This window comes from Photobacterium damselae subsp. damselae (assembly GCF_038086725.1).
GTDB classification, from domain to species: domain Bacteria; phylum Pseudomonadota; class Gammaproteobacteria; order Enterobacterales; family Vibrionaceae; genus Photobacterium; species Photobacterium damselae.
This window is the reverse complement of the sequence record NZ_CP146970.1, coordinates 301613-321976: the sequence shown is the minus strand read 5'-3', so window position 1 is coordinate 321976 and position 20364 is coordinate 301613. Positions and strand designations below refer to the sequence as shown.

Sequence of the window (20364 nt, the reverse complement as noted above, 5' to 3'; positions counted from 1 at the left end):
TATTTATTTGTGGTTAGCTAACTCAACCAAAGTTATCTTTTCTGCTAATTGCTCTGGTGTCAGCGTATTAAGTAAGTGGGCATTTTCTGCATTAATCTGATTGGCCTCTTCAGTTCGTTGACGAGCGGTAAGACGAGTTAATTGAGCCACTAACTCATTGGTTAACTCAATATCACGTTTTACCTTAAGCTCCTTAGTGCGAGTATCAAGAGCCAACAAGGTTACTTGTGAGTTGATCTCTGCTTGATAGTGCTCATCAGGAATAGCAGCAGCATTAAACTGAACATCTAATGCAATATCACCAATTTTAACCACAATAAGGCATCCGCCAGCTTCTGTTGCCAATAAGCCTAGTTCAACCGGTGCGGTAGTTAGAGTTTCAATCTCAGCACGGGTTAATCCCCCAAGGCCAATAAAAATCTCATTACCTAAATCACGACGACATAGTTCTATCATAGCACCATCACCAAACTGGAATGGATGTTGCTCCACAACTTGCCCTAACTGCAAGGACACTGAGCAGTTATGGTCGTGGTTATCGTGGCCATGGTGACCGCAGCAATGATTGTGGTGATGATTTGTCATCATGATCTCCTAGTAAACGCATTTCGACTTTACCGATAAGTTTAACCACTTCTTTCTAATAAACAATCTAGCCAAGTTTTAAAACACTATTACTCAACAGTAATGATCACATCAAGAAAGGAGGGGAAGAGAGACTAATCCACTTTGCCAAGATTAATTAAGCCTCTATTGCTCTATATAGCATTGAGGGGTTAAACCAAAATCAGAGAACAGCCGCCACAGAGACTAAGCACCAGTAGAAGAATGCTGTTGATGACTTGATATGTGGATAAGTAAATGGGGACAAATAATGCAGTTAATAGTGTGGAAAAAGTTCTTATAGCAGGAATTTTGAGGGAAGGATCAAAACTTTAAACACAGGGTGTGAATAAAAAGATACAGAGGGTTATCCCAAAGCAAAATATATTGATCAAGCTGTATATAACTTATAGCAAACTACAATATTTACCATATTTTACATACACTTATCCTGTGAATAATTCTTTGGATAAAATAAGGAAAAACATTCAGACTTCGGACTAAAAAAATTTATGCACACCTAGGCGCCACATCTAATCAACTGAGTTACCCACAATATTACTAATGTGGATAAAGCTGTTAAACCATCTATGATTTTTTTTATCTTCTGCTAATAAGGCAATGTTATACCTAACTTATTAACAGGTTTTCCTGGTCTAAAATAAAGAAATAGTTAAATCCATTTAGCAACCTTTATTAAGGGCTAAATAACTATGACTACATTGGGAAAAGAGCGTATGGATAGCCAATCCACTCAATACTTAACAGCCTGTCCTAGTATCAATACCTAAAAAACAAGACGCAAAAAACAACCGATAAAGGCTGCTTGATCAAGTTATTAAGGATAGCTGAAGCGATTGGCTTCTAATATGGGCCTTGCTTATTGCAAGCGCACTTGAGGTAATACACTAAGCGAACCGGTCATACGAGAACCTTAGGAATACTACATGAGACGAATACTTCACAGTATACGTTCACCGATAAGTTCGATGATAACTTAAATTTGGAGCGACACACGAGGTTCGAACTCGTGACCTCAACCTTGGCAAGGTTGCGCTCTACCAACTGAGCTAGTGTCGCAATTTCACTGTTAGGTACAATGAGAACCTTTAATTTGGAGCGACACACGAGGTTCGAACTCGTGACCTCAACCTTGGCAAGGTTGCGCTCTACCAACTGAGCTAGTGTCGCAATTTCACTGTTAGGTACAATGAGAACCTTTTAATTTGGAGCGACACACGAGGTTCGAACTCGTGACCTCAACCTTGGCAAGGTTGCGCTCTACCAACTGAGCTAGTGTCGCAATTTCACTGTTAGGTACAATGAGAACCTTTTAATTTGGAGCGACACACGAGGTTCGAACTCGTGACCTCAACCTTGGCAAGGTTGCGCTCTACCAACTGAGCTAGTGTCGCAATTTCACTGTTAGGTACAATGAGAACCTTTTAATTTGGAGCGACACACGAGGTTCGAACTCGTGACCTCAACCTTGGCAAGGTTGCGCTCTACCAACTGAGCTAGTGTCGCAATTTCACTGTTAGGTACAATGAGAACCTTTAATTTGGAGCGACACACGAGGTTCGAACTCGTGACCTCAACCTTGGCAAGGTTGCGCTCTACCAACTGAGCTAGTGTCGCAATTTCACTGTTAGGTACAATGAGAACCTTTAATTTGGAGCGACACACGAGGTTCGAACTCGTGACCTCAACCTTGGCAAGGTTGCGCTCTACCAACTGAGCTAGTGTCGCAAGTGGTTGCGGGGGCCGGATTTGAACCAACGACCTTCGGGTTATGAGCCCGACGAGCTACCAAGCTGCTCCACCCCGCGTCCGATTTTTTCACCGATAAAGTTCGATGACAACTTAAATTGGAGCGACACACGAGGTTCGAACTCGTGACCTCAACCTTGGCAAGGTTGCGCTCTACCAACTGAGCTAGTGTCGCAAGTGGTTGCGGGGGCCGGATTTGAACCAACGACCTTCGGGTTATGAGCCCGACGAGCTACCAAGCTGCTCCACCCCGCGTCCGATTTTTTCACCGATAAAGTTCGATGACAACTTAAATTTGGAGCGACACACGAGGTTCGAACTCGTGACCTCAACCTTGGCAAGGTTGCGCTCTACCAACTGAGCTAGTGTCGCAAGTGGTTGCGGGGGCCGGATTTGAACCAACGACCTTCGGGTTATGAGCCCGACGAGCTACCAAGCTGCTCCACCCCGCGTCCGATTTTTTCACCGATAAAGTTCGATGACAACTTAAATTGGAGCGACACACGAGGTTCGAACTCGTGACCTCAACCTTGGCAAGGTTGCGCTCTACCAACTGAGCTAGTGTCGCAAGTGGTTGCGGGGGCCGGATTTGAACCAACGACCTTCGGGTTATGAGCCCGACGAGCTACCAAGCTGCTCCACCCCGCGTCCGATTTTTTCACCGATAAAGTTCGATGACAACTTAAATTTGGAGCGACACACGAGGTTCGAACTCGTGACCTCAACCTTGGCAAGGTTGCGCTCTACCAACTGAGCTAGTGTCGCATTGGTTGCGGGAGCCGGATTTGAACCAACGACCTTCGGGTTATGAGCCCGACGAGCTACCAAGCTGCTCCATCCCGCGTCCATACTAAGTCACCGTTAAGTACCGTGAGAACTTTATCGCACTTCAAAAGAGAAGTGGAGCGACACACGAGGTTCGAACTCGTGACCTCAACCTTGGCAAGGTTGCGCTCTACCAACTGAGCTAGTGTCGCATTGGTTGCGGGGGCCGGATTTGAACCAACGACCTTCGGGTTATGAGCCCGACGAGCTACCAAGCTGCTCCACCCCGCGTCCGATTTTCACCGAAAGGAAATAAACTCGTTATCCCCTTTCGAGGCTGCGCATTATACGACTAAATTTTCAGGATGCAATATACTTTCAAGAAAAAAATATGACAAATACAAACAAACGCCCATTAAATCATCATATTGTAAAAATATTCTCTCGATAGTACTTTAATTCAGCAATAGAATCGCGAATATCATCTAATGCTAAATGGCTACCTTTCTTACTAAAGCCATTTAATACTTCAGGCTGCCAACGTCGAGCCAATTCTTTAATTGTGCTCACATCCAAATAGCGATAATGGAAGTAGGCTTCAAGCTCTGGCATATGCTTATACAGAAAACGACGATCTTGTCCTATGCTATTTCCGCAAATTGGCGATGCGCCTTTAGGTACCCACTTTTCCAGAAATTCGATCGTTTGTCGAACAGCTTCTTGCTCTGTAATCTTACTTTGACGAATTCGCTCAACTAAACCACTATTAGTGTGTGTTGTTGTGCACCAGTCATCCATCTTCGCCAATTCTTCTTCTGGCTGATGGATTGCTAGCACAGGACCTTCAGCTAAAATATTTAATTGTGCATCTGTCACAATGGTCGCTATTTCTATGATTTTATGGGTTTCTGGATCCAATCCAGTCATTTCTAAATCGATCCAAATTAGATTCTGCTCATTGATTGTCATGAGATATTGCCTATTTTGTGACTAAACCATGTATGATAATACCGAAAGCCAACCCAAACTGAACGATATTCTTGTGGCAAAAAAGAAAAAATTAACCCAAAGTCAGAGCCGTCGTGTACGCTCGAACCAAAATAAGCGCTTGAACAAAGAGCGTGATACCGTCCAATGGGATGAAGCCTTACTCGAAAGTCCTCGTGAAGGTCTGGTGATCACTCGTTTCGGCCAACATGCTGATATCGAAGATCTAGAGACCCACAAAGTGCACCGTTGTAACCTTCGTCGTAGCATTCGCAGCCTCGTCTCTGGAGATCGCGTAGTCTGGCGTCCAGGCGTTGAAGCATTACAGGGTATCGCAGGTGTTGTTGAAGCGGTGCATGAGCGTCAATCCGTATTAACCCGTCCTGATTACTATGATGGCGTAAAAGCGGTTGCCGCAAATGTGGATCTTATCGTAATTGTCTCGGCTATCTTGCCAGAGCTCTCTCTAAATATTATCGACCGTTACCTAATTGCAGCAGAAACCGTTGAAATTGAACCACTCATTGTGCTCAACAAAATCGACCTGCTCGATAAAGAACAGCGTCAACAGGTCGAAGAGACTCTGTCGTTATACCAAGATATTGGCTATAACATTCGTTATGTCAGCACCGAAACAGGTGAAGGCATGGATGAATTAAAGCAAGATTTAAAAAATCATACGACCATTTTTGCAGGCCAATCAGGTGTAGGTAAATCCAGCATGGTTAATACCTTAATGCCAGAAGTTGATGCGGAAGTGGGCGATGTTTCTGAAAACTCAGGATTAGGCCAACATACCACCACAGCAGCTCGCCTTTACCACTTTGAAGATGGCGGTGATCTGATCGACTCACCAGGGGTACGTGAATTTGGTTTGTGGCATCTTGAGCCAGAACAAGTAACCAAAGCCTTTGTGGAATTTCGTAACTACCTAGGCGGCTGTAAGTTCCGAGATTGTAAGCACAAAGATGATCCAGGCTGCATTCTTCGAGAAGCAGTAGAAGATGGTCATATTAACCAAGAACGTTTTGATAGCTACCATCGTATTATCGAGAGCATGTCTGAAAACGTGGCTAATCGTCAGTTCTCTCGTAATAAGAGTGCTGAGTAAGTCAAATATTACCTGTAAACTCTGAGTATAGTCACTCAGAGTTTACCTAATTCCCTCACACTCCACCTACCCCGCTGTATGATTGATTGGTATTAATGCCATATTTAGGTATCATAAACGGTTATAGTTATTCACAAATGTAACGAAAGAATAACTATCACATTGATATATTAAGAATTTCTGGAATTCATACCGTGCTTGATAACATTAAAATTGGCCTACAATACTGTGCGCCGAAACATGCTTTAACTCGCCTTGCTGGCAAATTAGCAAGCTGGAAAGGTGGCAAACTAACAACCGCTGTAATCCGTTGGTTTATTAAGCAATACAAAATTGAGATGGCTGAAGCGCGTAACCCTGATCCAGCGGCTTATGCTACATTCAATGATTTCTTTGTGCGTGAACTTAAAGACGGTGTTCGTCCAATAAATGATGATGCCAACATTATCTGTTTCCCTGCCGATGCATGTGTCAGCCAACTAGGTCCAATCAAAGAAGGTCGTCTATTTCAGGCGAAAGGTCACTACTTTGATACTCGTGAACTGGTTGGTGGTGATAACGAATTAGCAGAACGCTTTACCGATGGCAGTTTCGCAACACTCTATTTATCACCAAGTGATTATCACCGAGTACACATGCCATGTGACGGTACTTTACGCCAAATGATCTATATTCCAGGTGATTTGTTTTCGGTTAATCCACTAACAGCTGAAAATGTCCCGAACTTATTTGCTCGCAACGAGCGCGTAGTTTGTGTTTTTGATACCGACTTTGGTCCTATGGTACAAATTCTTGTTGGTGCAACTATCGTAGGCAGTATCGAAACAGTATGGGCTGGAACGGTAACCCCACCAACAGGACCAAGTATTCGACGTTGGGATTATGCGCCAACAGGTGAAACTTCTGTTGTTTTGAAAAAAGGCCAAGAAATGGGTCGATTCAAATTAGGTTCAACGGTTATCAATTTATTCAGTAAGGATGCCGTGCATTTTGTTGAAAGCCTTCAATCAGGCACTGTAACTCGTATGGGTCAACCTTATGCAGAAATCAACCAACAATCTGAGTCAGAGCAATAAGCCGCGACAGAGATAACATTTTCTAACAAAAGGAGCCATTTGAGCTCCTTTTTTATTTAGAAAAATTGATATAACTCGGCGAAAAAACAATCAAAAAATGAGTATTCTGGTCATAGTTATTCTATTAATCAGGCCAGTTCTATGAAAAGATTCCCCGTTGCACGACTGATCAAATTACTGATCGCTTTTGGTATCCCATTGCTGGTACTTATGATGCCGATCGATAACATTCCACTTGAAAACCTTACCTTAATTCAGCACCGTCTTCTTGCTATATTTCTATTAGCAGCATTACTTTGGGTATTAGAACCCGTTCCTGTATTCGCGACATCCATTTTGATCATTGCTCTGGAACTTATCATGATTTCAGATAAAGGGTTACATTGGTTTCGCCAACCTCCAACAGGGCATGAGATGGGGGATATGCTTGCTTACACCGATATTTTCGGCGCTTTCTCTTCACCCATTATTATTCTTTTTATGGGGGGATTTGCGCTAGCGATTGCTGCTTCAAAATATGAACTCGATAATAATCTGGCTCGTGTTTTACTCAAACCGTTTGGCCAGCAACCTCGTTTTATTATGTTAGGCCTGATGCTAATCACAGCTGTTTTTTCTATGTTTATGTCTAACACAGCGACAACCGTGATGATGCTTGCTCTACTTGCCCCTATTATTGCATCTGTCCCTAAAGGCGATATTGGTATCAAAGCATTAGTTTTGTGTATCCCAATTGCAGCCAATACAGGGGGTATTGCAACACCAATAGGTACACCACCTAATGCCATCGCTTTGCAGTACTTAACCGGAGAAAATACTATAAGCTTCCTTGATTGGATGATGATGGGCCTGCCTTTTGTCATAGTCCAACTTGCTTTTGCTTGGTGGTTACTGCAAAAGCTGTTTCCATCATCCCAACCAACCATGACATTGCAACTTAATGGCCAATTTCAAACTAGCTGGCAAGCAATTGTTGTTTATGCCACTTTTGCCTTAACCATACTACTTTGGATGACCACCGCTCTACACGGCATGAATTCGTATGTTGTGGCAATTATTCCTTTAGCTATTTTTACCTTAACAGGCATCATGGGCAAAGAAGAGCTCAAACTGATTAACTGGGATGTGTTGTGGTTGGTTGCCGGAGGTATTGCTATCGGTTTAGGCCTTGATAAAACAGGGCTCGCTAAAGAACTTGCCCATGCCATTGATTACAACACCCTAACTCCATTTGCGGTGGTCTTAAGCTTATCGCTGATCTGCTGGCTGATGGCAAACTTTATGTCGAATACCGCAACAGCCAACTTATTAATGCCTATTGCCGCAGCGGTGACAACCTCGATGGAAAGCCTATCTAGCATGGGGGGATTACAAGGTGTCTTGATTGTTGTTGCTTTCTCAGCTTCACTTGGCATGATTCTTCCTGTTTCAACGCCTCCTAACTCTTTAGCTTATTCGACTGGATTAATTGAAACTAAGGATATGGCAAAAGCAGGCATTATTGTCGGACTTGTAGGTTTAACCATTGTCTATCTCGCCCTTCTTATTTTGAATTGATAATATTCGGCTTAGGTCTAACCATCCCCAATATGCCTAAGCCGATTTAGATCACACTTCATCAAATGAATAAACTCGTTCAGTCATTATTTCCTTAGGTATTTTCCATTTAAGCCGAAAACATCAACAGATTGTTTATTCCTTATAAGATTTATTTTTATAAAAGAATTCCACTTGGCTTAATATCGAGAAACCTATGAGATACACCATAAAACTAAAAATCCAGATTGCGATTGGTGTCATCATCGCAACTGTAAGTGCAGTGCAAGCCACGCTTTCCATCACTCAGCTTCGCAATGAAACCACGCAAGAAGTCACGAACCAAATGACGGCAATTGGCCATGCGACCAGTAACTATATCGGCGATTGGTTAAAAACTCGCAGTGATATGATGCTAGCGAATGAGCCTCTGATTGCAAATCAAGATAATGTTGATAGAGAGTTACTCCTCACCAAACATGCGGGACATTTTTTATCGGTTTATGGTGGATTTAGTGACGGCACCATAGCCTATGGTGACAAAACCGAAGATTGGCCAGCTGGATATGACCCAAGAACCCGCCCATGGTATCAAAACGCAATGAAGACCAATCAGCTTACGATCACTGAACCCTATCAAGACTTTGATGGCAGCCTAGTGGTGAGCTTAGCTAAGTCGTTTAAGGGGAAAAAACAAGGGGTCTTAGCCGCCGATCTTACCGTCACACATATTATTCAGCAGGTTCTTAACCTCAAGCTCGATAATGATGGCTATGCTTTATTACTTGATGGTAATAACAAAATTGTCGCCTACAAAGATGAAGCACTAAGCCAGAAACCAGCGACTCAGTTAGATGACGAGTTAACACCTCAACTGCTTAATAGTCTCGAACAACAGCAAAGCATCGGTACGATTACCTTAACTAACGGTCAAGAAAAACTGATCGCTGTTAGCCCGATTGCTGGAACCGATTGGAAACTGGTCGTCGTCGAAGATAAAACATTAGCGTACGCATCCATTGGTGAACAAGCGACCTTTGTGATTATCGCCTCGATTATCCTCTACATTATCATTGCAGTTATTGCGACCTTAGTGATTAATAACCTACTGCGTCCTCTAAAAGATTTATCCGTTTCGGTACAACAACTGTCACAAGGTAATGGCGATCTTACCCAACGTATTGATGTTCAGCGTATGGATGAAATTGGTGAACTGGCAACCTACATGAATCAGTTTCTTGCCCAGCTTCAAGATATGATCCAAGGCATCGCCAAGCATTCTTTAAGCTTGAAAGAAAATGCCGATCTTTCAGCTCAACAAACGCAACAAGCCAACCAAAAAGTAGCTAGCCAGCAAAATGATGTAAACCAGATAGCAACAGCGATCCATGAGATGTCAGCAACCTCAGCGGAAGTTGCAAGTCATGCCGAGATGACCGCATCAGCAGCTCAAGCATCAACCACCGCCTGTGAAGAAGGTCAGCAAGTTATTGGTGAAAACCGTCAAGCCATTACCTCTTTAGCCAATCAAGTGCAAGATGCAGCGGCAGTGATTCATGAGCTGGAAAGTAACGCCCAAAATATCAATCAGATCCTATCAACGATTCAAGGCATTGCTGAACAAACCAATCTACTGGCTTTAAATGCGGCAATTGAAGCAGCACGAGCAGGAGAACAAGGTCGCGGCTTTGCTGTTGTGGCCGATGAGGTGCGAGTTCTAAGTCAACGTACTCACGATTCCACTGAAGAGATCCGTACGATGATCGATACCTTGCAACAAAACACACGCCAAGCTGTTGAGACCATGGAAGCAAGTACAGGTCTTGCCGATCAAAGTGTTGGATTTGCAGAAGCGGCCAGTGAAAGTCTTAATCAAATTACCATTGCTATTACTGAAATTTCGGATATGGCGACCCATATTGCCAGCGCTGCGGAAGAACAACGAGCGGTCAGTGAAGATATTAGCCGTAATACACAGGCAATTCGTGACGTTGCAGAGCATTTAGCAGTGCAGACAGAGGAAGCAACAGAAAGCGCCAACAATATGAGTGAAGCGGCGGCAGCAATGCGCACTGACGTCTCTCGTTTTAAAGTCTAATACTGTTATTAGTACTCTTAATCCAAAAGCCAGACTATTGAGTCTGGCTTTTTGTTTCAAGATAGAAGCAATATCACTAGAGTTAATTAAAAACACTCAAGATTCACTGGTCTCATCTGTTTGATTTTCAGTTATGCGCTACACTAGATACGCTAGGTATATTAAGGAAAAAACATGAAAAAAATAACAGCATCCGCAACTTGTTTATCTTTAGCTCTTTTATTTGCAGGCCAAGTACAAGCCGAAGGTTGGGGTTATGGTGAAGCTAACGGTCCAGAACATTGGGGAGAGGTTGCGCCACTATGTGCAACTGGGGTAAACCAGTCGCCAATCAATATCACCAAGGCAACTCAAGCTAACTTGCTGCCATTGCGTATAGACTACCAAGGAAAAGTGACTCAATTAGTGAACAATGGCCACACTATCGAAGCCTTGGTTAGCGGTAAAAATGATGTGATCATCAATGGTGATACTTACCACTTAAAGCAGTTTCACTTTCATACCCCATCTGAAAACCTCATTGATGGAAAACAGTACCCACTCGAAGCGCATTTTGTAAATGCTGATGATAAAGGAAAGCTTGCTGTTATCTCTGTGATGTTTGAAATTGGTCCTCGAGCCAATAGCGATCTGGACGCACTGCTCAATGAGATTCCAGAAAAGGGGCAAACCATAGAGATCAAACAAGACCTAACACCAGGAGCATTACTACCACGCGATCGAGAGTATTATCAATTTAATGGTTCACTAACGACACCACCATGTACTGAAGGCGTCCGTTGGTATGTTATGCAAGAACATCAAACCAGTTCGAAAGAACAAACAGAGATGCTGCATGCCGTTATGGGTAATAACAACCGCCCAACCCAACCACTCAATGCCCGTGTAATATTAGATGAGTAAAAATCTAAAGCGTGACAAAATTCTCACCATTTTATTTTATTAATTGAGAATCGTTTGCATTTAACTCGTAAGCATCGTATTCTCATCAGACAGCAAGAAACTGTCAGCAATAACTCTGATGGTGGTAAAAATAGTCAATCTTGGAATCCTAACTAAAGCTTACTATTTGCTCTCTGATTACAGCACCTTCCCCCTAAATTGGGTGCATTCTTCAAATAGAAGAGACTAAAAAAGCGCAGTAGACCTCTGTTTACTGCGCCTTTTCTTGCTCATTATAAAAAATTAAGCAATATCAACGGGAAATGCTGTTACTTGATCAATATGTTTAAGGCCAAGAGCAAGCATGATCAAGCGGTCGATACCCAACGCGACACCAGCACAATCAGGGAAGCCTGCACGAAGCGCATTGACCAAATTCATATCGATAGGTTGCGGCTCAAGTCCCATCTCGATACGTTTGTGATTATCAGCTTCAAAACGAATCAACTGCTCATCACCATTAGCCAGTTCATGGAAACCATTCGCAAGTTCGATGCCTTTAAAATAGACCTCAAATCGCTCTGCAACACGATTATCGGTTGGATTGATCTGAGCTAAAGCTGCTTGTGATGCCGGAAAATCATAGACAAATGCAGGAACCTCCTGACCAATTTTTCCCTCAATCCCAATACTAAATAACAGTTGTAATAAAGTATCACGATCCTCTTCAGGCTCTGCGATATCAGACAAACCTAATTTCGCAGCAGCTTGTTTTAACTCAAGCATAGAACCTTCTAATGGGCAGACACCAAGCACATTAAGAAATGCTTGCTGATAACTCATCCGTTCAGCTTGCTGACACCCTAGAATTAATTGCAGCAACTCATCCATTTCATCCATCAACTGATGATGATCAAAACCAGGGCGATACCACTCTAGCATGGTAAATTCAGGGTTATGATAGCGACCCGATTCTTCATTTCGAAATGACTTACAGATCTGGTAAATCGCCCCACTTCCCGCCGAGAGCAATCGCTTCATATGAAATTCTGGGCTTGTCATTAAATACAGAATTTGTCCATCCGCAAATCCTGGCCCAACAAATTCCGTTTTAAAGGTATGAAGATGAATATCTGTCACGGTAGCCTGACTCATCGCAGGCGTATCCACTTCGAGCACATCTCGTTGGTAGAAAAACTGGCGAATTGCTGCAATTAATTTCGCTCGTTGTTTTAGCATCGCAACATCAGCGGTCGGTTGCCAAGTCATCTGCATAGTCAAATACTCACATTCATATCAATTAAGGGCGAAATTTTAGCAAACCCACAGTAAAAACTCAGTTAAAAGCCGGGTAATTTTCCAATTACAGCCATAACTCATCATAAATGTGAATGGTTATTAAAATAAAAGAATAGATTGCCGAGGTCAGACCATACAACTAAAAAACCTTTAAAAAACGAACAGACAAACAAAAAAGATCATTAATTTTACATTTTTAACTTTTAACTTGACTGTTCTCGGCAAACGCTTTCATAAATATTGAAAATAAATAAAAAAAATAAATCAAAACAAAACACACAAAAAACGTATTACATACAAAAATCACACTTTTAAAACATTACCCAACATTAATAAAACATTACAAGTTGTGACTATAATCACATTTTTTGTAATCAACTTACACTTTTGGATTATTTAAGTTAGAAAGCTGCGTCTAAATCAAATTTTCTTGCTCGTTTGTTTCATAAAATATCGTCAGGATTTCAAGGAAAGTGCTCTTGATGCACTTTTGTTAACAATTTTTATCGTCTTACCTTCGGAGGATAGCTGTGAAGACTATTACCACAGATATCGCTGTAATCGGCGCAGGTGGTGCAGGCCTACGTGCTGCGATCGCTGCTGCAGAAGCAAACCCAGATCTAGAAATCGCACTGATCTCAAAAGTGTATCCAATGCGTTCTCACACTGTAGCGGCAGAAGGTGGTTCAGCTGCAGTAATTAAAGATGAAGACAGCTTAGACAACCACTTCAACGATACCGTTGGCGGTGGTGACTGGCTATGTGAGCAAGACGTTGTTGAATACTTCGTTGAAAATGCCACTCGCGAAATGACCCAGCTAGAGCAATGGGGTTGTCCATGGAGCCGTAAAGAAAACGGTGAAGTGAACGTTCGTCGTTTCGGTGGTATGAAAGTAGAGCGTACTTGGTTTGCAGCCGATAAGACTGGCTTCCACATGCTTCACACTCTATTCCAAACTTCAATCAAGTACACTCAAATCAATCGTTTTGATGAGTACTTTGTTGTTGATCTACTTGTAGATGAAGGTCAAGTTCAAGGTCTTGTGGCAATCCACATGTCTGAAGGCGAACTGATCTGTATTAAAGCTAAATCCGTTATTCTTGCAACGGGTGGCGCTGGCCGAGTGTACAACTGTAACACTAACGGCGGTATCGTTACTGGCGATGGTATGGCTATGGCTTACCGTCACGGTGTACCACTACGTGATATGGAATTCGTTCAATACCACCCAACAGGTCTTCCAGGTACAGGTATCCTGATGACTGAAGGTTGTCGTGGTGAAGGCGGTATCATCGTAAACAAAAATGGTTACCGTTACCTACAAGATTACGGCATGGGTCCTGAAACACCAGTTGGCGAGCCAAAGAACAAGTACATGGAACTAGGTCCTCGTGACAAAGTTTCACAAGCATTCTGGCATGAGCAGCAAAAAGGTAACACTATCAAGCACCCTCTTGGTGATGTAGTACACCTAGATCTTCGTCACCTAGGTGAAGAGTACTTGCACGAGCGTCTACCATTTATCTGTGAGCTAGCAAAAGCATACGTAAACGTAGATCCAGCAAAAGAGCCAATTCCAATTCGTCCAACCGTGCACTACACCATGGGTGGTATCGAAACAAACAACCATAACGAAACTCGTATTAAGGGTCTGTTCGCTGTTGGTGAATGTTCATCTGTTGGTCTTCACGGTGCTAACCGTCTAGGTTCAAACTCACTAGCAGAGCTTGTAGTATTCGGTCGCCTAGCTGGTGAAGGTGCTGCAGAGCGTGCTTCTGAGTTCAAAGGCTGGAACGACGCGGCAATCGCAGAACAAATTCAAGCAGTTCAAGACCGTATTGATGTTCTAATGAACCAAGAAGGTAACGAGAACTGGGCAGATATCCGTACTGAAATGGGTCACACCATGGAAGCTGGTTGTGGTATCTACCGTCAAGAAGATCTAATGCAAGCGACTATCGATAAGCTAGCTGAGCTACGTGAGCGTTATAAGCACATTAGCATCAAAGACAAAGGTAAAGTATTTAACACTGACCTACTTTACGCAATCGAGGTTGGTTACGGTCTAGAAGTAGCACAAGCTATGGTTCACTCAGCGATTCTACGTCGTGAGTCTCGTGGTGCGCACCAACGTCTAGACGAAGGTTGTACTGAGCGTGATGATCAGAACTTCTTAAAGCATACTCTAGCTTATTACAATGGTGATGAAGCACCTCGCATTGAATACAGCGATGTGACAATCACTAAATCTCAGCCAAAAGCACGTCTATACGGTGCAGCAGCTGAAGAAGCAGCAGCCAAAGAAGCAGCAGAGCAGCAAGAGAAGGAGCAGGCATAATGGCAGACAATCGCATTCAAAAAGTAGACATTCTGCGTTATGACCCAGAGCACGATGCAGAACCGTATTTAGAAACATTCGAAGTACCGTTTAACGAAACTATGTCTGTGCTAGATGCACTAGGTTACATCAAAGATAACCTAGACAAAGATCTAGCTTACCGCTGGTCTTGCCGTATGGCGATCTGTGGTTCTTGCGGCATGATGGTAAACAATGTACCTAAGCTTGCATGTAAGACATTCTTACGTGAATACCCTGAAGGTCTTAAGATTGAACCATTAGCGAACTTTGCTATTGAGAAAGACTTAATCGTTGATATGACTCCATTTATTGAGCGTCTAGAAGCAATTAAGCCATACATCATTGGTAACGGTCGTACTCCTGAAGATGGTCCAAACCTACAGACTCCTGAGCAAATGGCAAAATATAAGCAATTTGCAGGTTGTATCAACTGTGGTCTTTGCTACGCGGCATGTCCTCAGTTTGGTTTAAACCCTGAGTTTATTGGTCCAGCTGCGCTAACTCTTGCTCACCGCTACAACCTAGATAGCCGTGACAATGGTTCACAAGAGCGTATGGAACTGATTAATGGTGAAAACGGCGCTTGGGGCTGTACTTTTGTTGGTTACTGTTCAGAAGTATGTCCAAAACACGTAGATCCAGCAGCAGCGGTAAACCAAGGCAAAGTTGAATCTTCTAAAGATTTCGTTATTGCCATGCTAAAACCTCAGGAGGCATAAGGATGAGCAATCGTAAACCTTACGTTCGCGAAATGAAGCGCACTTGGTGGAAAGACAGTTCTTTTTACCGCTTCTACATGATTCGTGAAGCAACAATACTACCCCTAATTTTCTTCACTATCTGTCTAACTTTTGGTTTAGGTAGCTTAGTGAAAGGTCCGGAAGCATGGCAGAGCTGGCTAGACTTCATGGCAAACCCAATTGTGATCCTTTTGAACATCCTAGCGCTTGCTGGTAGCTTGTTCCATGCGTTCACTTACTTCAACATGATGCCACAAGTAATGCCTATCCAAATTAAGGGCAAGAAAGTGGATAAGAAAATCATCATCTTGGCTCAATGGGCTGTAGTTGCAGTGATTTCAGTCGTTGTTCTAGCGCTAGTTTAAGGAGAGTATCGTGGTAAATCTACATCCAAAACGTTCTGATGAGCCAGTATGGTGGAGTCTGTTTGGTGCTGGCGGTACTTGGTTTGCAATGATTACTCCAGTCACAGTTCTTGTTCTTGGTATCATGGTTCCACTAGGCATGATTGACCCAGAAGCAATGAGCTACGAGCGAGTAAGCAGCTTTGCAACAAGCTTTATCGGTGCACTATTTGTTATTGCTACCCTATCACTACCAATGTGGCATGCAATGCACCGTCTACACCACGGTATGCACGACCTTAAGTTCCATACAGGTACGGTAGGTAAAGTTGCTTGTTATGCGACAGCATTCTTGGTAACTGCACTGTCTATCATCTTTGTCTTTATGATCTAATCATCCAAGATGAAGATAAGAAAAAGCACCCAATTGGGTGCTTTTTTTATGTCTTTTCTTTGCTTCAACCCCAAATAACAGACATAAAAAAAGGCCGCTAAGCGACCTTTTTTATGCGATACGGTAAATTACTTCACACGGCTCACGTATTCAGCGCTACGAGTATCAACTTTGATTACTTCGCCAATCTGAATAAATAGTGGTACACGAACCACAGCGCCAGTGCTTAGAGTAGCAGGCTTACCACCAGTACCCTGAGTATCACCCTTCAGACCTGGATCTGTTTCAGTTACTTCTAGCTCAACAAAGTTCTGAGGAGTCACTGCAATTGGGTTACCGTTCCAAAGAGTTAGAGTACAAGTGTTGTTCTCTACCAACCATTTAGCGTTATCACCAACAGCTTTAACGTCTGCTGCAATTTGCTCAAATGTTTCATTGTTCATGAAGTGGTAGAATTCACCATCTGTGTATAGGTAATCTAGCTCTACGTCTACTACGTCCGCAGCTTCAACTGACTCACCAGATTTGAAAGTCTTCTCTAAAACTTTACCAGAAAGTAGTTTACGGATTTTCACACGGTTGAATGCTTGACCTTTACCAGGTTTAACAAATTCGTTTTCGATAATGACACATGGTTCATTATCAAGCATAATTTTCATTCCGCCGCGGAATTCATTGGTGCTGAAAGACGCCATTTTAGTCCTCTTAACATCTTCGAGTTGTAGTAAATGTCACATATAATAACCCGAAACGCGCCATCTGTTGAGCAAAACTGGCTTAATGATTTAGGTAATGCGATATCGGATCCGCTAAAACTGCTTAATTTGCTTAAAATAGACCCAACTCCATGGGAAAAAGGATTGGCTGCGCGTAAGCTTTTCGCCCTTCGTGTTCCTATGAGTTTTGTCGAAAGAATGGAAGTTGGCAACCCATACGATCCATTGTTGCGCCAAGTACTCCCTCTAGAGCAAGAGTTTGAAGTCCATGCGGGTTATTCTACCGATCCTTTAGAAGAACAAGATAACGATATTCCCGGCCTACTGCATAAGTATAAAAACCGAGTATTAATGATAGTCAAAGGTGGTTGTGCCATAAACTGTCGTTACTGCTTCCGACGCCACTTCCCCTATCAAGATAACAAAGGCAGTAAAAGTGTTTGGCAACAAAGCCTCGATTATATTGCTAACCACCCTGAACTGGATGAGGTGATTTTGTCAGGCGGAGATCCTCTGATGGCGAAAGATCATGAGTTAGCTTGGCTTATGGACGGTATTGAACAGATTCCCCATATAAAGCGCCTTAGAATCCACTCTAGACTGCCTGTTGTGCTGCCTAGTCGTGTAACCCCCGATTTGTGCCAGCGTTTTGCCAGTAGCCGCTTACAAGTGATTTTAGTTACTCATATCAACCACAGTAACGAAATCAATGCTGAATTAACTCTAGCAATGCAGGACCTAAAACATGCGAATGTTACCCTGCTAAACCAAGGTGTATTACTAAAAGGGGTTAATGATTCCGTTCAAGCGCTTATCAACTTAAGTAACCGCCTGTTTGATGCTGGAATCTTACCTTACTACCTTCATGTGTTGGATAAAGTGCAAGGCGCGGCACATTTCTTTGTCGATGATATTCAAGCCAAAACTTTGATGGCTGGACTGATGGAAAATGTCTCAGGATATCTGGTTCCTCAATTAACCCGAGAAATCGGTGGACGCAGTAGCAAAACGCCCCTAGATCTGCATTTAGAGTAAGACACACCAAAGCATTAATTAACTAAGGCCATGTAATTTATAGGATTACATGGCTTTTTTATATCAACCGCACACCAAAATAGACAAATCACACCTTTTTACTGCACACAAACCAATTGTGACATGACAACCCATTTAAAATAAAACCTAACACATTGAATTAAAATGAAAAAATTAAAGCGTACAGCTTATTAAGCTTTTTTACTGTTAAACTACAATTAAAAGTAACACAGCAAACCCTACGCAAAAGTAACACTATAGGAATTATAATAAAATTTACTGGTTACGATAAAAAAAGATCATGGCTTAAGCTCTCGATTTTTTGCTCATTAAAGCGCATAGTCGCCATCCATTTAGTCGTATCTAATTCGCGATGAAAGAAGTACGCCAAACTTCTTTATCACTACTTTTATTCCACTACTTACTGCGAGTAACGTAATGAAAATTGGCATTTTGTCCCAAAACCAAGACCTATATTCAACTCGCCGTTTACGTGAAGCTTGTGAACAACGAGGCCACGAAGCGGTGATCATTAACGCGCTACGTTGTTATATGAATATCAACTCTGTTAAACCATCGATTCATTTTGAAGGTAATGATTTAACAGGTTTTGATGCTGTGATCCCACGCATTGGTGCCGATATCACCTTCTATGGTTGCTCGGTATTACGACAATTTGAAATGATGGATGTATTTTCGGTAAACCAATCCATCGCCATTACCCGATCTCGCGATAAGTTACGTTCTTTACAACTACTAAGTCGTAAAGGCGTCGGTATGCCAGTAACAGGCTTTGCGAGTAAACCAAGTGATGTACCAGACCTCATCAAAATGGTGGGTGGCGCACCTCTAGTTATTAAGTTGCTAGAAGGTACTCAAGGCATTGGTGTGGTATTAGCTGAAACACAAAAAGCGGCAGAAAGCGTAATTGAAGCTTTTATGGGTTTAAAAGCCAATATCATGGTGCAAGAGTATATTGAAGAAGCAGGCGGTGCAGATATCCGTTGCTTTGTTATTGGTGATAAAGTCATTGCCTCAATGAAACGTCAAGGTGCCGAAGGTGAATTCCGTTCAAACCTGCACCGTGGTGGTAGCGCCTCTTTAATTCGCATTACCCCAGAAGAGCGTAAAACTGCTGTAGCAGCAGCTAAAGCAATGGGATTAAGCGTTGCAGGTGTCGACTTACTACGCTCAAACCGAGGCCCATTGGTTATGGAAGTTAACTCATCACCAGGCCTTGAAGGCATCGAAGGTGCGACAGGTAAAGATATTGCTGGAATGATCATTGAATACATTGAGAAAAATGTAGGCAAGAGCCGTCGCCATCTTCAGCATCAATAAAAGTTTCTCTTAACAAAGGCAATCATTGTCTTTAGCCAAATCAAAGCAGCTAGTAATAGCTGCTTTTTTTATCCCTATCAAAAACGAACACCACTTAAACAGAAAAACACCAAAAAGGTGTACAAAATAAAGATTATAATCAAAACAGAAAACAATGGAGCTAACCAATTGATTTTAAACAATTAATTTATGTTCAGCTTTTTAGGCTATTTACCAGATAAACTAATCACTTACATGTTCAGCTAATGAAAAGAAAAACAGCTGTTAGCTGTACATAATTTAAGGTTAATACAAAACAAAAAAACAACAATATAAGTTATTGATATTTAAAAGATATAATTCGTACAGCTTATCAAGGTTTTTATCAACCAAGCTTAATGCTACTAATACACATAAACAGCATTTGTACACCAATAAGCTGTACAGAATCAATTGGATAACTCCACCTACTTGTATCTAATCATAAGTAATTGAAAAATATATAATTTTATCGATGTGCAGCTTTTCGAGCTTTTTCCTCAGCCAGCTTCTATATAATGGATTGGATTTCCCCTCAATTGCGATCTCTCACCCACCTCAACCCCATCTAAATAGTCTGGTATCGATGACAAACACTTGTTCAGGCACGTGTCACAAATCTTCCTAGCCCAGAGAATCAATTACAGCGATACGATTCAATTGCAATTGGAATAATCTCAGCAATCATCGACAATCATCACGTACAGCTAAAATTGATATTTAAACAAAAAACCAGAACAGTAATATAAAAGAATAAATTTAAGCAATCACACTAAATATAAGTATTTATAATTAATGACATATATTAGCTATTATTTTAAATTTACATGAACTTTTATTTATTATATTGAAAGACACCATTTTTATGATTTCATTATAATTTGGTGATCATTCGAATTAATTAAATAAGTTAGCTTTAACTCAGATCCGATTTAATAAAGAGATAAAACCATAGAATTAACCCACCCCCTCGTGCGATCAGCACATCTTCAAAAATACAGCTTATTGGTGTACATATCCGAGGTTTTTAATAAGTAGAACAAACAGTAGCTTAAGTCATTGATATATAATAACTTTATTATGTACAGCTTTTCTAGCCTTTCTCATGACAAGCTTTAACACAACAATGTACAGATAGATAAGAAAAACACACCTTTAAGCTGTACAAAACCAAGCTTCACATCACACACCCATCACGACAATATAAGTCATTGTTTTATTTACACTTATTTATGTACAGCTTTTTGAGCTTTTATCCAAGTAAACTACATCTCAATATGTGCAGCTTT

General features: G+C 41.9%; 15 protein-coding genes and 18 tRNA genes. 11 read left to right on the top strand and 22 right to left on the bottom strand.

Features of this window, described 5'->3' with window-relative positions; genetic code table 11:
• Window positions 1-3: 3 nt before the first annotated feature.
• The 20 genes from WAX86_RS01540 to orn all read right to left on the bottom strand — a co-directional run bounded on the left by WAX86_RS01540 (window position 4) and on the right by orn (window position 4107).
• The gene (locus tag WAX86_RS01540; protein ID WP_341489008.1) at window positions 4-588 is read right to left on the bottom strand and encodes a hypothetical protein; all 585 of its coding nucleotides are present in this window, start codon (window positions 586-588) and stop codon (window positions 4-6) included.
• A gap of 1019 nt (window positions 589-1607) precedes the next feature.
• Window positions 1608-1683 (bottom strand) — tRNA-Gly (locus WAX86_RS01535).
• A gap of 35 nt (window positions 1684-1718) precedes the next feature.
• Window positions 1719-1794, bottom strand: a tRNA-Gly gene (locus tag WAX86_RS01530).
• A gap of 36 nt (window positions 1795-1830) precedes the next feature.
• Window positions 1831-1906 (bottom strand) — tRNA-Gly (locus WAX86_RS01525).
• A 36-nt stretch (window positions 1907-1942) separates the two neighbouring features.
• A tRNA-Gly gene (locus WAX86_RS01520) sits at window positions 1943-2018 on the bottom strand.
• A 36-nt stretch (window positions 2019-2054) separates the two neighbouring features.
• Window positions 2055-2130 (bottom strand) — tRNA-Gly (locus WAX86_RS01515).
• Between the two features lie 35 nt (window positions 2131-2165).
• Window positions 2166-2241 (bottom strand) — tRNA-Gly (locus tag WAX86_RS01510).
• A gap of 35 nt (window positions 2242-2276) precedes the next feature.
• Window positions 2277-2352 (bottom strand) — tRNA-Gly (locus WAX86_RS01505).
• A gap of 3 nt (window positions 2353-2355) precedes the next feature.
• Window positions 2356-2432, bottom strand: a tRNA-Met gene (locus tag WAX86_RS01500).
• A 40-nt stretch (window positions 2433-2472) separates the two neighbouring features.
• Window positions 2473-2548 (bottom strand) — tRNA-Gly (locus WAX86_RS01495).
• Between the two features lie 3 nt (window positions 2549-2551).
• A tRNA-Met gene (locus WAX86_RS01490) sits at window positions 2552-2628 on the bottom strand.
• A gap of 41 nt (window positions 2629-2669) precedes the next feature.
• Window positions 2670-2745 (bottom strand) — tRNA-Gly (locus WAX86_RS01485).
• A 3-nt stretch (window positions 2746-2748) separates the two neighbouring features.
• A tRNA-Met gene (locus WAX86_RS01480) sits at window positions 2749-2825 on the bottom strand.
• Between the two features lie 40 nt (window positions 2826-2865).
• Window positions 2866-2941: transfer RNA gene (locus WAX86_RS01475), tRNA-Gly, on the bottom strand.
• Window positions 2942-2944: 3 nt separating this feature from the next.
• Window positions 2945-3021: transfer RNA gene (locus tag WAX86_RS01470), tRNA-Met, on the bottom strand.
• Between the two features lie 41 nt (window positions 3022-3062).
• Window positions 3063-3138: transfer RNA gene (locus WAX86_RS01465), tRNA-Gly, on the bottom strand.
• Between the two features lie 2 nt (window positions 3139-3140).
• Window positions 3141-3217 (bottom strand) — tRNA-Met (locus WAX86_RS01460).
• Between the two features lie 57 nt (window positions 3218-3274).
• Window positions 3275-3350, bottom strand: a tRNA-Gly gene (locus WAX86_RS01455).
• Between the two features lie 2 nt (window positions 3351-3352).
• Window positions 3353-3429 (bottom strand) — tRNA-Met (locus WAX86_RS01450).
• Between the two features lie 132 nt (window positions 3430-3561).
• The gene (gene orn / locus WAX86_RS01445; RefSeq protein WP_036764515.1) at window positions 3562-4107 is read right to left on the bottom strand and encodes an oligoribonuclease; all 546 of its coding nucleotides are present in this window, start codon (window positions 4105-4107) and stop codon (window positions 3562-3564) included.
• Window positions 4108-4180: 73 nt separating this feature from the next.
• On the opposite strand from orn, the gene rsgA reads away from it, so the two are divergent.
• The 5 genes from rsgA (at window position 4181) to WAX86_RS01420 (ending at window position 10849) form a co-directional block, all read left to right on the top strand.
• The gene (rsgA, locus tag WAX86_RS01440) at window positions 4181-5236 is read left to right on the top strand and encodes a small ribosomal subunit biogenesis GTPase RsgA (protein WP_065172585.1); all 1056 of its coding nucleotides are present in this window, start codon (window positions 4181-4183) and stop codon (window positions 5234-5236) included.
• Window positions 5237-5430: 194 nt separating this feature from the next.
• Window positions 5431-6312 carry an archaetidylserine decarboxylase gene (gene asd, locus WAX86_RS01435; RefSeq protein WP_106141374.1) on the top strand — a complete coding sequence of 294 codons (882 nt, stop codon included), beginning with the start codon at window positions 5431-5433 and terminating at the stop codon, window positions 6310-6312.
• Between the two features lie 141 nt (window positions 6313-6453).
• Window positions 6454-7869, top strand: coding sequence for a DASS family sodium-coupled anion symporter (locus tag WAX86_RS01430; protein ID WP_065172535.1), 1416 nt, complete (start codon window positions 6454-6456; stop codon window positions 7867-7869).
• Window positions 7870-8065: 196 nt separating this feature from the next.
• Window positions 8066-9946, top strand: coding sequence for a methyl-accepting chemotaxis protein (locus WAX86_RS01425; RefSeq protein ID WP_068968488.1), 1881 nt, complete (start codon window positions 8066-8068; stop codon window positions 9944-9946).
• 174 nt (window positions 9947-10120) lie between these two features.
• Window positions 10121-10849, top strand: a complete 729-nt coding sequence (locus WAX86_RS01420) for a carbonic anhydrase (protein WP_005301680.1) — start codon at window positions 10121-10123, stop codon at window positions 10847-10849.
• 282 nt (window positions 10850-11131) lie between these two features.
• Here the strand turns inward: WAX86_RS01420 and epmA are convergent, their stop codons facing one another.
• Window positions 11132-12103, bottom strand: a complete 972-nt coding sequence (gene epmA, locus WAX86_RS01415) for an elongation factor P--(R)-beta-lysine ligase (protein ID WP_086957484.1) — start codon at window positions 12101-12103, stop codon at window positions 11132-11134.
• Between the two features lie 554 nt (window positions 12104-12657).
• Here epmA and frdA point away from each other — a divergent pair.
• Genes frdA through frdD form a run of 4 tightly spaced genes read left to right on the top strand, consistent with a single transcriptional unit; the run spans window position 12658 to window position 15965 of the window.
• A complete protein-coding gene (gene frdA, locus WAX86_RS01410) occupies window positions 12658-14466 on the top strand; it encodes a fumarate reductase (quinol) flavoprotein subunit (RefSeq protein ID WP_065172532.1) in 1809 nt (602 codons plus the stop codon).
• Window positions 14466-15206, top strand: a complete 741-nt coding sequence (locus tag WAX86_RS01405) for a succinate dehydrogenase/fumarate reductase iron-sulfur subunit (RefSeq protein WP_005301689.1) — start codon at window positions 14466-14468, stop codon at window positions 15204-15206. Before frdA ends, WAX86_RS01405 begins: the two co-directional genes overlap by 1 nt.
• Window positions 15207-15208: 2 nt before the next feature.
• A complete protein-coding gene (gene frdC, locus WAX86_RS01400; RefSeq protein WP_005301692.1) occupies window positions 15209-15592 on the top strand; it encodes a fumarate reductase subunit FrdC in 384 nt (127 codons plus the stop codon).
• A 10-nt stretch (window positions 15593-15602) separates the two neighbouring features.
• Window positions 15603-15965, top strand: coding sequence for a fumarate reductase subunit FrdD (gene frdD, locus WAX86_RS01395; RefSeq protein ID WP_044179253.1), 363 nt, complete (start codon window positions 15603-15605; stop codon window positions 15963-15965).
• 128 nt (window positions 15966-16093) lie between these two features.
• Here the strand turns inward: frdD and efp are convergent, their stop codons facing one another.
• Window positions 16094-16660: an elongation factor P gene (gene efp / locus WAX86_RS01390; RefSeq protein ID WP_036764516.1), complete on the bottom strand. Its 567-nt coding sequence runs from the start codon at window positions 16658-16660 to the stop codon at window positions 16094-16096.
• A gap of 33 nt (window positions 16661-16693) precedes the next feature.
• Between efp and epmB the strand changes: the two genes are divergently transcribed.
• Together epmB and rimK are read left to right on the top strand one after the other, a co-directional pair.
• On the top strand, window positions 16694-17716 hold the full coding sequence (gene epmB / locus WAX86_RS01385; RefSeq protein WP_044179251.1) for an EF-P beta-lysylation protein EpmB: 1023 nt from the start codon (window positions 16694-16696) through the stop codon (window positions 17714-17716).
• A gap of 438 nt (window positions 17717-18154) precedes the next feature.
• Window positions 18155-19057, top strand: a complete 903-nt coding sequence (rimK, locus tag WAX86_RS01380; protein WP_036764517.1) for a 30S ribosomal protein S6--L-glutamate ligase — start codon at window positions 18155-18157, stop codon at window positions 19055-19057.
• The last annotated feature ends 1307 nt before the right edge of the window (window positions 19058-20364 follow it).